Genomic DNA, 13,850 nt, shown 5'->3' with positions numbered 1-13,850 from the left:
AACAAAGGCGTACTTGGAAGCAGGTGGGTCTTTGTTTGATTTTAACAAAAATTATTTTAAAAAAAGGAAATACGTATAAAGTGTCGTATTTAATAAGTATATGGGGTGATGAGAATGTGTTACAGAGAGCAACAAGAAAAGTTTGAATGTATGCAGCTTAGTGAATTTGCGACAAAAAGCATGTTATCAAGAGGAAGAGAGCGCTTAGAAGAAGAGTGTGAGGTTAGAACGCTTTTTCAAAGAGACCGCGATCGCATTTTGCATTCTAAAGCTTTTAGACGATTAGCTCATAAGACACAGGTGTTTATTTCACCAGAAGGTGATCATTATCGCACACGTCTTACCCATACCTTGGAAGTTTCTCAAATCGCAAGAACTATCGCAAGAGCACTCAAATTAAATGAAGATCTAACAGAGGCTATTGCACTAGGGCATGACTTAGGACATACGCCATTTGGACATACAGGGGAGCATAGTTTACAAAAACTAACTGGAGGTGACTTTTCGCATAATAAGCATAGCTTACGTGTTGTAGAAGTGTTAGAAAATAATGGAAAAGGTCTGAACTTGACTTTTGAAGTAAAAGATGGTATTTTAAATCACCCAACCAGTGGTAAACCAGCGACCTTAGAAGGTAAAGTTGTCCAAATTTCAGATAAAATTGCATACATCAATCATGATATAGATGATGCGCTCAGAGGGAAGGTACTTAGGCAGGAAGACTTGCCTATTGCATATACTTCTATTTTAGGCAATACATCAAGTGAAAGAATTAGTACTTTAATTACCGACATTATTAAAGAAAGTGCGGGAAAAAATACAGTAGCTATGAGTTTAGAAATCAAAGAAGCATTTTCTAAACTACGTCAATTCCTTTTTCAAAATGTTTATATAGGTTCTTCAGCTAAAGAGCAGGAAGATAAAGCGAAACATATTGTGACAGAGCTATATGAGTATTATATTAGTGATTTAGAAAAGTTACCTATGTCATACATAGAAAGGCTTAAAATGGGGGATTCTGAAAAGCAAATAGTATGTGATTACATTGCCGGTATGACGGACCGATTTGCTATTCATGCTTATATGGACTTGTTTTTCCCAAAATCATGGAATATTTACTAATCTTAAACTTTAGAAAGGAAGGAGAATAGATGAGGTATCCAGAGCATGTAATTGAAGAAGTACGAGAAAAAAGTGATATTGTCTCTATTATCTCCGAATACACAGCACTTACTAAAAAAGGACACTCCTATACAGGGTTATGTCCTTTTCATAGTGAAAAGACACCTTCATTTTCTGTAAGTGAAGATAAACAGCTTTATTATTGTTTTGGTTGTGGTGCAGGAGGAAATGTCATTACATTTCTTATGCAAAAAGAAAGTATGACTTTTATAGAAACCATTAAGTATTTGGCAGAAAGAGAAAATATTAAGTTAGATGAAACTTATTTATCTGAAGAAGAAGTGGAAAAGAATAAAAAAAGGCAGCATCTTTTAGAAATTTTAAAAGAAAGTGCTCGTTTTTTCCATTATCAATTAAGACAAGAACAACATAAAAGTGCATTAACTTATTTAACGGATAGAGGTTTATCCTTGGAAACCATCAAGCAATTTGGTTTAGGGTATGCTTCACCACAATTTAACGAGCTTTATGAATATTTAAAGCAAAAAGGTTATTCAGATGAGCTTTTGTTGGAGTCTGGATTATTTTTAAGTAGTAAAAATAGTCAGATGCCGTATGATCGTTTTGCTGACCGTATTATTTTCCCAATTTTTGATTTGAGCAAAAAAGTCATTGCTTTTGGTGGACGTGTTTTAGACGGTAGCTTACCTAAATATTTAAACTCGCCGGAGAACCTACTTTTTAATAAAAGTAGGGTATTATATGGCCTTCATTTAGCCAAGACATCTTCTAGTTCATATTTTATCTTGGTAGAGGGGTATATGGATGTTATTGCCATGCATCAAGCTGGCTTTAATCAAACCATAGCGTCCCTAGGAACAGCTTTTACACCAGGGCATGCAAAGCTTATCAAGCGTCATGTTAAAGAGGTAGTCATTTTATATGATAGCGATGGTGCAGGGCAAAAAGCAGCTTTAAGAGCTATTCCTATTTTAAGAAATGAAGGGATTAAGGTCAAGGTACTTCAATTAAAAGAAGGAAAAGATCCCGATGAATTTTTAAAGACTCATGGCTATGAAGCTATGAAGAAGCTTATAGAAGAAGCACCTGTAGACATATGGTTTCAAGTACTTCATGTTGAAAAAAAGTATCAGCTTAGTAATCCAGAAGAAAAGGTGAAGTTTTTACAAGAGATAGCCACTATTTTGGCAGAATCAAGTAGCAGTATTGAACAAGCCATATATATTGGAGAAATTTGTAGTAAATATCAAATAGATGAAGCAGCTTTTAAAGCAGAAATGAACCAGCACCAAGGGCAAATATTAAAAAGGGTGAGGGAAAAAGCAAAAGAACCGCCTTCAATGATGCAAAAACAGCAACTTTTTAATAATGAAGTTATTTTTTTAGCTACGTTATATCATTATCCACAGCTAGGTAGGCATATTCTAAAATATATTAAACCTGAGATGTTTCAAGAGGAGCTCTTATATGACCTAGCAAAGGCCATTATGGAGAACTTAGAGATGGGAGATGAAGTAGATTTAAATTACTTTACAACTAAGTATCCAGAAGTAAATGAACAAAACATTATTTCTCATGTACTTATTTATAAAGACCAGCGTTACGAGGATATGGAAATCTTACAAAAGATGATGACGGAAAATGTCAAACGTCTTAATAAAACGTATATTGAAAAGCGTTTAAAACAAACAACAGATATAAAAGAAGTACAAAATCTACTATTTCAAAAAAAGGAACTTGACAAATTGAATATTGATTATATAAATGGTTAGAATAGTAGACAGGAGAAAGGATTGATAATAGTGAAAGATGTGGCAGAACAGAAACTAGCTTTTAAGGCAAAGTTAGACCAGCTTATAAACATTGCAAAAGACAAAAAAGGAATGCTTGACCAAGAAGATATCAACGATGTATTTTCAGACATGGATCTGGAACCTAGTAAAATAGAACAAATATATGAATATCTAGAAGCACAAAATATTGATGTCATTGGCAATTTAAATGACGCAGAAATAGATGATGTTGATATTGATTTAAGTAACTTACCTGATGGCATCAGTATAGATGACCCTGTTCGTATGTACCTTAAAGAAATCGGAAAAGTCCCTCTCCTTTCAGCAGAACAAGAAATTATCTTAGCACAAAGAATGCAAGATGGTGATCAAGAAGCTAAAAAGAAATTAGCAGAAGCCAACTTAAGATTGGTAGTGAGTATTGCAAAACGTTATGTAGGTCGTGGTATGCTTTTCTTAGACCTTATTCAAGAAGGAAATTTAGGTCTTATTAAAGCGGTAGAAAAATTTGATTATACAAAAGGTTTTAAATTTAGTACTTATGCAACTTGGTGGATTCGTCAAGCTATTACAAGAGCTATTGCTGATCAAGCACGTACTATTCGTATTCCGGTGCATATGGTAGAAACAATTAATAAACTCATGCGTGTATCAAGACAACTATTGCAAGAACTAGGTCGAGATCCTCAACCTGAGGAAATTGCAAAGCGCATGGATATGCCAGTTTCTAAAGTACGTGAGATTATGAAGATTTCGCAAGAACCAGTTTCTTTAGAAACACCTATTGGTGAAGAGGAAGATAGCCACTTAGGCGACTTTATTCCTGATGAGGATATACCGGTGCCAGCAGAAGCAGCGGCCTTTACTTTATTAAAAGAACAATTAATCGAAGTATTAGATACGTTGACAGAAAGAGAACAAAAAGTACTTCGCTTACGATTTGGATTAGATGACGGGCGTGCAAGAACGCTTGAAGAAGTTGGTAAAGAATTTAGCGTAACAAGAGAACGTATTCGTCAAATTGAAGCTAAGGCATTAAGAAAACTTCGTCATCCAAGTAGAAGTAAGAAATTAAAAGATTATCTCGAATAAAACTTAAAAAGTAGAAGTTGCTTAGTCAACTTCTCTTTTCTTATTAAAAATTAAAATGTAAAAGATTTGAAGAGGTGTTACAGTGCAATTATCAACGCGTTTATCAGCTTTAGTGCAATATGTTCCACAAGGGAGCAGAGTTATAGATGTAGGAACAGACCATGCCTATATACCTATTTATTTAATTAAAAATAATAGGGCGGTAAGCTGTTTAGCTACAGACATTAATGCAGGCCCATTAAAAAAAGCGGCTCATAATATAAAACAACATCATATTCATCAAATTCGTTTAAAGCAAACTAATGGGTTAGAAGGTGTTTGTGAAGAAGATGGTGATGTGATTATGATTTCTGGTATGGGTGGTTATCTCATTATCGATATTTTAGAACGAGCTAAGAAACTTGTAAGTGGTATAAGAAAGCTGATACTTCAACCCCAACAGGATATTGATGAGGTGAGAAGATATTTACATCAGATAGGTTTTCGTATAGAAGATGAAGATTTTGTAATTGATGATGATAAGTATTATACTGTTATTGTGGCTGTTCCAGGAAATGAACATTATGCGCATACATATGAGTATGTCTATGGAAAATGCTTAATTGAAAAAGGTTTGCCTGTGTTTAAAGAATGGCTTGTTAAGAAGGAAGAAAAGCTAGAAGAAATTAGTGCGGCGCTTCAAGATAAAGAATCAGAGAGTGTTGTTAAACGTAAGCAAGAATTAGCTAAGGAATTAGCAATGCATCGGGAGGTGATGGCATGCCTATTTTAAAAGAAATAATAATTACTTTGGAAAAGTTGGCACCAATAGAATTAGCAGAGTCTTGGGATGCAGTAGGGTTAATGCTAGGAAGCGGGCAGCAAGAAATTAGTAAGGTTTTATGTGCACTTGACTTAAATGAAGAAGTAGTAGAAGAGGCCATTCAGATTCAGGCAGATTGTATTATCACTCATCATCCATTTTTTTTTAAACCATTGAAGTCTGTTGATTTAGATTCTAAAACAGGTAAAATAATTGCTAAGCTGATTAAGGCCAATATAGCAGTTTATGCCATGCATACGAACTATGATATAGCTGAAGGTGGATTAAATGATTATTTATGTGCAGGCTTAGGATTAAAGGAAGTTGAAGTTCTTCAAATGACAAAGCAAGAGAAGTTATGTAAGTGTCAAGTTTATGTACCGATTACCCATGCAGAAAGGGTAAGAGAAGTTATTGTGAACTATAATCAGTGTAAGATTGGTGATTATTTAGGATGCACGTTTATGGCCAACGGAGAAGGGACCTTTATACCATTAGAGGAAGCTCATCCTTATATAGGAACATCTGGAAGCTTAGAGAAGGTTCAGGAATGTGTTATTAGCTTTATGGTTGAGGCTAGTGAGGTTTCTAATTTGATGGAGCATATTCAAGAGATACACCCCTACGAAGAAGTAGCTTTTGATGTATTTGAGCTCAAACATATCACTAAAGAATATGGTATAGGTCGCGTAGGGGTATTACCACAAACCTTAAGTTTAGAAGCTTTTATAACTAACATTAAGCAATTTTTTAATTTGTCTTATGTACGTGTTACAAAAGTAAAGGAAGAACCAGTTATTAAGCGTGTTGCCATTTGTTCTGGTAGTGGTTCTGAATATATTTCAGTAGCAGCTAGGAAAGCGGATGTTTATATTACAGGTGATTTGAAATTTCATGAGGCACAAATGGCATATCATTTAGGTATTCCAGTCATTGATGTGGGACATTATGCTTCGGAAAATAATGCACTAAAGCCTATTGGTGATTGTATTATGAAACAATTTCCTGAATGTGAGGTTGTTTATTCTAAGGTAGATGGAGAAATGCTATTTATAAGATAGGGGGAATAAAGAATGAGTAAAATGGTTCGTATTTTATTTAAAGATGGTAAAGAGATACAAGTGGAAAAAGGAACAACATTTGAAGAACTAGCTGAAAAAGTAAAGGGGCAGGGAGAATATCCTATTATGTTGGCTGAAACTGAAAATAGCTATAAAGAGCTAGCTTCACCTATTTTACACGACTTATCTGCTGTGCGTTTTATATACTTAAATGAAAAAGATGGGATGCGCGTTTATCAACGTAGTGCAACCTTTTTACTTGTAGCAGCTGCTAAGCGTATTTTTCCAGGTCGTCATATTATTGTCAATCATCATATAGCAGGGGGATACTTTTGTGAATTTAAAGATGATGGCTTATGTAGCGACGAAAATATCCAAAAGCTTGAAGAAATGATGTGGCAGATGGTAAGAGAAGAGTTGCCTATAAGAAAGGAAGTCTTAAGTGTAGAACAAGCAATGGAACTTTTTGAGGCAGAAGGAATGTTAGACAAAAAGGAACTGTTTAAATATAGAAGGACTTCTACCGTTAATATCTATAGACTAGATGAGGCAAAAGATTATTTTTATGGCTATATGCTTACTAATACAAAAGCTATTCAACTTTTTAAGCTTATTCCTTATGCCCATGGCTTTATTTTACAATTTCCAGATGAAAAAGACCCCAGTCATTTAAAGACTTTTGTACCTCAACCTAAGTTGTCTAATATCTTTAGAGAGTCAGAGAGATGGGCACGGATTTTAGGAGTAGATACGGTAAGTGCACTTAATAACGTGATTGCAAAAGGTGAAATAGACGAACTTATTAAGATTTCAGAGGCACTTCATGAAAAGAGAATTGCAGAAATAGCGGATCAAATTGTGGAGAAAAAGCATATCAAGCTTGTTCTTATCGCAGGGCCTTCATCTTCTGGAAAAACGACTAGTGCAAAAAGATTAGGTATACAGCTCAAGGTAAATGGTATGAAGCCACATGTTGTGTCCATTGATGACTATTTTGTAGATAGAGAACATACGCCAAGAGATGAAAAAGGTGATTATGATTTTGAAGCCTTAGAAGCAATTGATATTCAGCTTTTTAATGAGCATATGAAAGCGCTGATTGAAGGCAAAGAAGTAGAGGTCCCTACTTTTAACTTTGTAACAGGTAAAAGAGAATACAAAGGGAATAAGATTAAATTAACGCCAGATGAAATACTTATCGTAGAAGGGATTCATGGACTTAATGAGAAATTAAGCTATGCTATTCCAGCTGAAAATAAATTTAAAATTTATGTGAGTTGTTTAACACAGCTTAATATTGATGAGCATAATCGCATTCCTACTACAGATACAAGATTAATTAGACGTATGGTAAGGGATAATCAATATCGTGGTATTGACCCAGAAAAAACTTTAGCCATTTGGGCTTCTGTAAGACGTGGAGAAAATAAAAACATTTTCCCTTTTCAGGAAGAAGCAGATGCTATGCTGAATACAGTGCTAATTTATGAATTAGCAGTTCTTAAATCAAAAGCAGAGCCTTTACTTTTTAGAATTACACGTCAATCACCTTATTATGCAGAGGCTAAGCGTATGTTAAAGTTCTTAGAATATTTTTTACCAATGGATACTTCTGAGATTCCAAGCAACTCACTTATTAGAGAATTCTTGGGAGGAAGTTCCTTCCAATAACATCAAAAAAAGTAATCGATGTTAATTGACAAGAAAAAGGAAGTAGTGTAAAATAAACAAGTTGTTAAGTAAGTCAGACAGTCGCACGCACATGGCCGAAAGGTAGTGCTTGAGGAACGTCCGGGCTCCACAGAGCAAGGTGCTGGGTAATACCCAGTGGAGGCGACTCTAAGGAAAGTGCAACAGAAATAAACCACCTATCACTTGATAGGAAAGGGTGGAAAGGCGAGGTAAGAGCTCACCGTCCCTTAGGTGACTAAGGGAGCCATGTAAACCCCACCTGGAGCAAGACCGTATAGAAAGACGTTAATAGCTGCTCGCTAGTCTTTGGGTAGGTCGCTAGAGCTTATAGGTAACTATAGGCGTAGATAGATGACTGTTTGATACAGAACCCGGCTTATAGACTTGGTTAACAACCTTATATGAATATGAAGAGAACATGCTTAGGAAGAATGAGCTTGTTCTCTTTTTTTGTGTATAAAAGAATAATTCATTCTCTAAGGAGAGGGATGAATGACCAAGGGAATGATTAAAGTGAAAATGATTTTTGTAATTAGTGAACAATCAAATAACGCATTTAATACAAAAAATTAATAATTAAGTAATTTATATAATTTTTTTGTAAATATTCATTAAATATAAAATTGACTATTATAGGCAATTATCATAGAATTATAATAAGCAAACAAGATGAATAAGGGGTGAAGGGTAAAATGTCTATGAATTTAATCATTGCCGATACGAATCAAGATTACGTGGAAAGATTAAAGGATTATATTCTGAATAAGTATCAAGACCAATATATCATTGAACTTATTTACGATAAATACCAGCTTAAAGAGAGGATAAAACAGGGAAAGTGCCAGGTTGTATTATTAACACCAAATTTATATGACCCAGAAATGAATATAAAAAATATTGAGTTACCTATTATTTTAGTTGATGAAGAGGCACCTTTACCTTATCCAGATAAATTTAAAAGATCAATTAATAAGTATACGCGTATCACATCTTTGATGCTTTATGTTGAAGAAGAATACGAGGAAATGGAGAGGAATAAACCTGTTATATATGGTGTATATTCACCTGCAGGTGGTGTTGGAAAAACAACGATTGCTTTATCTGCAGCTATTGCTTATGCGCAAGCTGGTAAGAAGGTACTATACTTTAATCTTGAGGACTTAGATAGCACGCCGATGTTTTTTGAAAAAGCTGAGGTGCCACCTATGGAAGTCTTACTCAACTTAGCTAAAGATTCATATGAACAAATGTTAGCTAAGAGAATTGGACAAGATAAGCGTACTGGTGTGATGTATTTTACAAGAGAAGTACAAACGCTAGATCCTTATGCCATTAGTGCAGAGGAAGTAAGTCGCATTGTTGACACACTTATTGAAAGTGGTATGGCTAATATTGTTATTATTGACTTGAGTACAGAACTTAATTTCCTTAATCGTCAAGTATTTGAAATGGCAGATTATTTAATGATGGTTGTTAACCAAAACACCCAATCAACTTATAAAACAAACTGCTTTATGGCACAAGATGAACTTATAGAACCAATAAGAAATAAGATTAAATTTGTTATTAATCAAGGTAAGGAATTCAGTATTAATCAAGATGTTGAAGTGATTGCACGGATTGATAAGCTTTATGCAACCAATCCTTTAGGATTATGTGAGTATATTGCACAAAATCATTTTTTGAGTCTTCATGGCTTAAATGAGCAGTAAGGTATTCAGATCAAAGGAGGGATGCATGAAATGAAAGATAATAGTGTTTTTTTTAGGATTAATAAAATAGAAGGTAAGTCATTTTTATCATTTGATTTAGATACAATGAAGAAGTACGACCAGATTGCGTGTGGCGCCTTGAAGTTAGAAACACCTGACTTTATCATGCCGGTGCTGTTTGAAAAGGGTCCAGGCATTATAACACTTCGCTATTCAGTTCCAGAGAATTATGTGGCTTTAGAAGAGTTTACTGGCAGCCTTATGATTGAAGATGTTTTAAAATTGTATCAATGGACGATGTACAGTTTAGAAGAGTGTGGAGATTGGTATTTAAAGCCAGAGGCTTTTTGTTTTGATACAAGTCATGTATATATAAGTGAAAAACATGAACGTTTAGTTTTTGCATACATACCAGATGACCGTACACAGTTGGATGTTCAGGGCATAAAATCTATTTTTATTAGTTTGCTTGAGAAGTGCAATGAAACAAGCGGTGGCAATATTCAACTTCAACTTTATAAATATTTCTACAAGCCTAAATTCTCTTTAGAAGAGTTTCGAAAAATGGTAGATAAATTTAACGAAGATGTCATGCATAAACAGCAAGCGGCTCCAGCTGTAGAAGTGAAAAAGGTAGTAGAGCCAACTACACCGCCAGTGGTGACTAAAGAAACGAAAGTAGCGCCTACACCAGCAGTGAAACCTGCAGAAGAGGTTCCAGAGAAGCCAATAGAAAAAGCAGTATTGGTAGAAAAGGAAGAACCAGTTGCAACTTATAGTGCAAAAACTTCTAAACCGGTAGAGGTGGAAGAAGCTAATCCACGATCAGTTTATGCAGCTCAGCCTAATCGTTCACAGCTATCACAAGAAGAAATAGAGGAAATGGTTAAATCTATTTATAGTTCTAAACCGTTAGAGCCTGTTGAAAAGAAGGTGGCAGAGGAAGCTTCTGTTTATGGTACAAAGGGTAGTAGCATAGCAAGAAACAATAGTTTTAATGAAGAGGAAGATGAAGAAGAAGAATCATTTTATAGTTCAAAATCTAAGGAGGCAATGAGTGGATCATCACCTAAGAAGAAGAACTTATTTGATAACGTATTTAGTGCGCCAACGAAAAATACACGCACTAGTAATAGCTCTACAGAAAGAAGAAGAGGGCCTGTTCTTAAGTCTATTAGCACCCATACCCGATATGATTTACCTAAAGTTATTCCTTTAGATTTTGAAGATGACCAGTTTATTATAGGACGTGCAACACGAACAGGAGAAGAAACAGGAGCACATTATGAATTTGGTGCTGAAATTACACCTATTAGCCGTATGCATGCTGAAATTCAAAGACAAGATGATTTATATTATTTAAAAGATTTGGGTTCAAGCAATGGTACTTTTTTAAATGGAACAAAAATTGAACCTAATAAAGCTTATCAGATTGAAGAAGGAGACAAGATTGCTTTTGCAATTGCTTTTTCAAAAAATAGTATTGAATATATGTTTGTAGAATAAAATAATAGGCATCTATGAGATGCCTATTATTTTATTTACTTTGTATATTTTGCCCTTCAATCATAAGGGTTTGTGTTGGAAATGCAATAGAAATGTCAAGACTATCACAAATAGCAATAAGCTCCAAATTAACAACTTCTTTAATAGCTAGATAGCTAGGGTAGTCAGTCTTTAAAACATAGTAAATGATTTGAATGTTTAATGCATAATCCCCAAAGTTTTCGAAAGCAACAAGAGAAGTATCTGCTTCAATATCGGGGTGGGTTTCTAAATAATTTTTGATCTTTGTGATACAGGTTTTAAGTTGAGTGGTGGAAGTGGCATAAGCTACACCTAAATCAAATTTAACACGCCTTTTACTCATGCGACTCCAATTAGTAATATTAGAATTTCCTATAGTGGCATTTGGAATAACAACTAATCCTTGAGTAAAAGTACGAATACGTGTACTACGAAAACTAATGTCTTCAACGATACCTTCAATAGTACCTAATTCGACCCAATCACCAATAACAAAGGGCTTATCTAAAAGTAAAATCATACCTGAAAAAATGTTGGCAATGGAATCTTTTGAGATAATAGCAACAGCAGCACCACCTATTCCAACACCAGTAATAATGGTTGAAAGATTAGGTACTAAAGTAATTAAAATAAGCATAACACCAATAGTTACCGTAATAAAGCGAATAATACGTGCCATATAACGAATAAATAAAGTATTGTCAATTAAAGCAACGCGCATATTAAAGTTACTAAATAACTGTTCATAGATATGTTCAAGATCGTAAATAGCCCAAGTTATGATCCCTATAATAATCACACTATAATACTTAGTTAATGTAGCTTTGGAAATAATACTAATTGGAATCGTTAATTCTCCTAAAATAAACGATTGCTCTGAAGGTGTTTGATAATAAATAAACGGTGAAATAGCGAGAGCCATGTATATACCTGTAAATAGAAACAGATAATTAAAAGGTTTTTGCAAACAATCAAAAAGAACAATGTCTAATCGTTTTTGTTTAAACTGAATCTTGGATAAAAATTTAATAACCAGTTTGCTTAAAATGCGTTTAGCAATAATAAAAATGAATAAGACTAAAGCAGCACCTATAAGTCTTATATAAAAGGGATCTTTAATAAGTGTAGTAAATAAATTCATTGTGTAACCTTTCTAGATATATTGATACTTATATTTTACGTATTATTATACAATGATATTGCAATAAATAAAAGCTATTTCTAGGCAAAATACAAGAGAATATGGTATAATATAACAAGTTCAAGTCAATAGTATTAACAGTAAAAGAATAAGGAAAAGGCGTAATCAATGAGAATTTCAAAGGAATTATGGGTTGAAGATGGCGTTAAGTGGACAACTTGGAAGAAGAATCAGTTAGTAAAAAGAAATAAATATAAAGGAAGTGTTTATTTAGTATGCAGTTCACCTTGTGATCACTGGTTATTTGAAGTGATTGAAGCAAAGCATTTAACGAAACGATATGAGGCGTGCTACGTTATAGGGATTATGCAGACAAGAGAAGGTGCTATTAGGTATATAGCAAGCCTTATAGATAATATTTATAACAAGCAGATTATGAGTTATGAGGTATTAACCACATAAGAAAGAGGTGCATAATGGGCATGATATGGTTAATAATAAAAATAATCCTATGGACTGTACTTGCATGCATCAGTGTGTTTGTTTTCTTATGTATGCTTGCATTAGTAGCTCCTGTTCGTTATGAAGCTTATCTTGAAAAATACGATCAGTTAAATTACGATGTAAAGGTAAGGTATTTAAGAGGCGTTAAGGGACATTTTTATTTACAAGATGGTATCAAATATCAGGAAATAAAAGCATTTGGTAAAAGACTTTATTTTGAGAAAGAAGAGCTATCTTTAAAAGAGCAGGAAGTAGCTGTAATATCTAAAGTAGTTCATCCTACAACAAAATATGAGCAAGATCACGTAAAGGATCAGCTAAAAGATGATCAAGTAGATGTACAAAAACAAATGACAAAAAAGCAACAAGCTACTTATAAGACCGTTTCTTCTATAAAAGAAAGTAAAGGTACAGGAAAAACAGCACAAGCATCTCGCATGGCATCTGAAGAATCAGATCAAAAAGAAAACCATACTGACTCAAATATAGGCTTAATAAGAGAAATAGTTTCTCTTCCTTATTTTTGGAGGTTATTAAAAAGTATTTGTAAATTATTAAAAGACATTATTATTTATATTGGGCCTAAGGAGTGGTCTTTTGAACTCGTTGTAGGAAAAGAAGAACCAGCAGAAACGGGCGAGCTTATGGCGAAGCTTATTATGCTTTATCCGTGGTATTATCAGCATGGTATTATAAAAGGGAATTATGAAACGCCAGGTATATGGGGAGGCTTTTTGGCAGAAGGGAAGTTCTGTATAGGTGGTATTTTAAAGCGTATCATAGCGTTTTTATGGTATAAACCAGTAAGGGAATCTATAAAATTGATATTAAGAAAGAGAAAGGAAGAAGAAGATGGAGAGTAAAGTAAATCAAGAATTAAATGGGTTAATGGAACAGTTAGAAAATTTTATTACGACTAAAACAGTAGTGGGTGAGCCTATTCATATTGATAATACCATATTAGTTCCTTTAATAGATGTGAGTTTTGCTGCAGCATCAGGTTCTACTGCTAGTAATAAATATACAGAGCGTCGTAAAGAAAGAGAAAAGAGAGTAGAGGGAGGAACAGGAGCAGGAGCAGGAGGTTTAGGTGCTAAAGTAACACCTAGTGCCATGCTTGTTATTCAAAACGGAACTACTCAATTAATTAATATACGTAATCAAGATAGTATTACTAAGTTAATTGATATGATTCCTGGTTTAGTAGCAAAAGTGCCTGATTTAATTGCAAAATTTACTGGTGAAGAAGCTACAAAGGTTATGGATGCAAATAGTGATCACTATCATGATTTAGAAAAAGAAAAATAAGCGAGTAATCAATAGCAGAAAAGGGAACTTGGTCATCAAACCTAGTTCCCTTTTCTGCTATTGATTTAATGCTAT

At 34.1% G+C, this 13,850-nt stretch carries 12 protein-coding genes and 1 other RNA gene; 12 read left to right on the top strand and 1 reads right to left on the bottom strand.

The annotated features are described in order from the left end of the window. The first annotated feature begins 114 nt into the window (after positions 1–114). From CLOLE_RS11845 to CLOLE_RS11810, 9 genes are all read left to right on the top strand, one after another. Positions 115–1,122, top strand: a complete 1,008-nt coding sequence (locus tag CLOLE_RS11845; protein WP_041712981.1) for a deoxyguanosinetriphosphate triphosphohydrolase — start codon at positions 115–117, stop codon at positions 1,120–1,122. A gap of 29 nt (positions 1,123–1,151) precedes the next feature. Further along, positions 1,152–2,915, top strand: coding sequence for a DNA primase (dnaG, locus tag CLOLE_RS11840; RefSeq protein WP_013657356.1), 1,764 nt, complete (start codon positions 1,152–1,154; stop codon positions 2,913–2,915). Positions 2,916–2,954: 39 nt separating this feature from the next. Then, positions 2,955–4,028: an RNA polymerase sigma factor RpoD gene (gene rpoD / locus CLOLE_RS11835; RefSeq protein WP_041713720.1), complete on the top strand. Its 1,074-nt coding sequence runs from the start codon at positions 2,955–2,957 to the stop codon at positions 4,026–4,028. A gap of 82 nt (positions 4,029–4,110) precedes the next feature. Next, positions 4,111–4,800 carry a tRNA (adenine(22)-N(1))-methyltransferase gene (locus CLOLE_RS11830; RefSeq protein WP_013657354.1) on the top strand — a complete coding sequence of 230 codons (690 nt, stop codon included), beginning with the start codon at positions 4,111–4,113 and terminating at the stop codon, positions 4,798–4,800. Next, positions 4,788–5,891 (top strand): Nif3-like dinuclear metal center hexameric protein, encoded by a 1,104-nt coding sequence (locus tag CLOLE_RS11825; RefSeq protein WP_013657353.1) that lies wholly within the window; start codon positions 4,788–4,790, stop codon positions 5,889–5,891. The genes CLOLE_RS11830 and CLOLE_RS11825 overlap by 13 nt, the downstream gene beginning before the upstream one ends. 12 nt (positions 5,892–5,903) lie before the next feature. Beyond that, positions 5,904–7,562, top strand: a complete 1,659-nt coding sequence (locus CLOLE_RS11820) for a nucleoside kinase (RefSeq protein ID WP_013657352.1) — start codon at positions 5,904–5,906, stop codon at positions 7,560–7,562. Positions 7,563–7,627: 65 nt separating this feature from the next. After that, an RNA gene (rnpB, locus tag CLOLE_RS22275) (RNase P RNA component class A) lies at positions 7,628–7,978 on the top strand. 297 nt (positions 7,979–8,275) lie between these two features. Then, a complete protein-coding gene (locus CLOLE_RS11815; protein WP_013657351.1) occupies positions 8,276–9,295 on the top strand; it encodes an AAA family ATPase in 1,020 nt (339 codons plus the stop codon). Positions 9,296–9,325: 30 nt separating this feature from the next. Beyond that, entirely contained in the window at positions 9,326–10,801 is a 1,476-nt protein-coding gene (locus CLOLE_RS11810) for an FHA domain-containing protein (protein WP_013657350.1), read from the top strand. 31 nt (positions 10,802–10,832) lie between these two features. Here the strand turns inward: CLOLE_RS11810 and CLOLE_RS21880 are convergent, their stop codons facing one another. After that, positions 10,833–11,963, bottom strand: a complete 1,131-nt coding sequence (locus tag CLOLE_RS21880) for a mechanosensitive ion channel family protein (protein WP_013657349.1) — start codon at positions 11,961–11,963, stop codon at positions 10,833–10,835. Positions 11,964–12,131: 168 nt separating this feature from the next. Here CLOLE_RS21880 and CLOLE_RS11800 point away from each other — a divergent pair, with 168 nt between their 5' ends. Genes CLOLE_RS11800 through CLOLE_RS11790 form a run of 3 tightly spaced genes read left to right on the top strand, consistent with a single transcriptional unit; the run spans position 12,132 to position 13,775 of the window. Further along, positions 12,132–12,425 carry a hypothetical protein gene (locus tag CLOLE_RS11800; protein ID WP_013657348.1) on the top strand — a complete coding sequence of 98 codons (294 nt, stop codon included), beginning with the start codon at positions 12,132–12,134 and terminating at the stop codon, positions 12,423–12,425. Positions 12,426–12,439: 14 nt separating this feature from the next. After that, positions 12,440–13,330, top strand: a complete 891-nt coding sequence (locus CLOLE_RS11795) for a hypothetical protein (RefSeq protein WP_013657347.1) — start codon at positions 12,440–12,442, stop codon at positions 13,328–13,330. Further along, positions 13,320–13,775 (top strand): GerW family sporulation protein, encoded by a 456-nt coding sequence (locus CLOLE_RS11790; RefSeq protein WP_013657346.1) that lies wholly within the window; start codon positions 13,320–13,322, stop codon positions 13,773–13,775. Before CLOLE_RS11795 ends, CLOLE_RS11790 begins: the two co-directional genes overlap by 11 nt. The last annotated feature ends 75 nt before the right edge of the window (positions 13,776–13,850 follow it).

The organism is Cellulosilyticum lentocellum DSM 5427 (assembly GCF_000178835.2).
Taxonomy (GTDB): domain Bacteria; phylum Bacillota; class Clostridia; order Lachnospirales; family Cellulosilyticaceae; genus Cellulosilyticum; species Cellulosilyticum lentocellum.
This window is presented reverse-complemented; position numbering and strand designations above follow the sequence as displayed.

What these genes read in the sequence shown, in the direction of transcription:
- CLOLE_RS11845 (WP_041712981.1), top strand. Translation starts at nt 115, where the DNA reads ATGTGTTACAGAGAGCAACAAGAAAAGTTTGAATGTATGCAGCTTAGT.
- dnaG (WP_013657356.1), top strand. Translation starts at nt 1,152, where the DNA reads ATGAGGTATCCAGAGCATGTAATTGAAGAAGTACGAGAAAAAAGTGAT.
- CLOLE_RS11825 (WP_013657353.1), top strand. Translation starts at nt 4,788, where the DNA reads ATGCCTATTTTAAAAGAAATAATAATTACTTTGGAAAAGTTGGCACCA.
- CLOLE_RS11820 (WP_013657352.1), top strand. Translation starts at nt 5,904, where the DNA reads ATGAGTAAAATGGTTCGTATTTTATTTAAAGATGGTAAAGAGATACAA.
- CLOLE_RS11815 (WP_013657351.1), top strand. Translation starts at nt 8,276, where the DNA reads ATGTCTATGAATTTAATCATTGCCGATACGAATCAAGATTACGTGGAA.
- CLOLE_RS11810 (WP_013657350.1), top strand. Translation starts at nt 9,326, where the DNA reads ATGAAAGATAATAGTGTTTTTTTTAGGATTAATAAAATAGAAGGTAAG.
- CLOLE_RS21880 (WP_013657349.1), bottom strand. Translation starts at nt 11,963, where the DNA reads ATGAATTTATTTACTACACTTATTAAAGATCCCTTTTATATAAGACTT.
- CLOLE_RS11800 (WP_013657348.1), top strand. Translation starts at nt 12,132, where the DNA reads ATGAGAATTTCAAAGGAATTATGGGTTGAAGATGGCGTTAAGTGGACA.
- CLOLE_RS11795 (WP_013657347.1), top strand. Translation starts at nt 12,440, where the DNA reads ATGGGCATGATATGGTTAATAATAAAAATAATCCTATGGACTGTACTT.
- CLOLE_RS11790 (WP_013657346.1), top strand. Translation starts at nt 13,320, where the DNA reads ATGGAGAGTAAAGTAAATCAAGAATTAAATGGGTTAATGGAACAGTTA.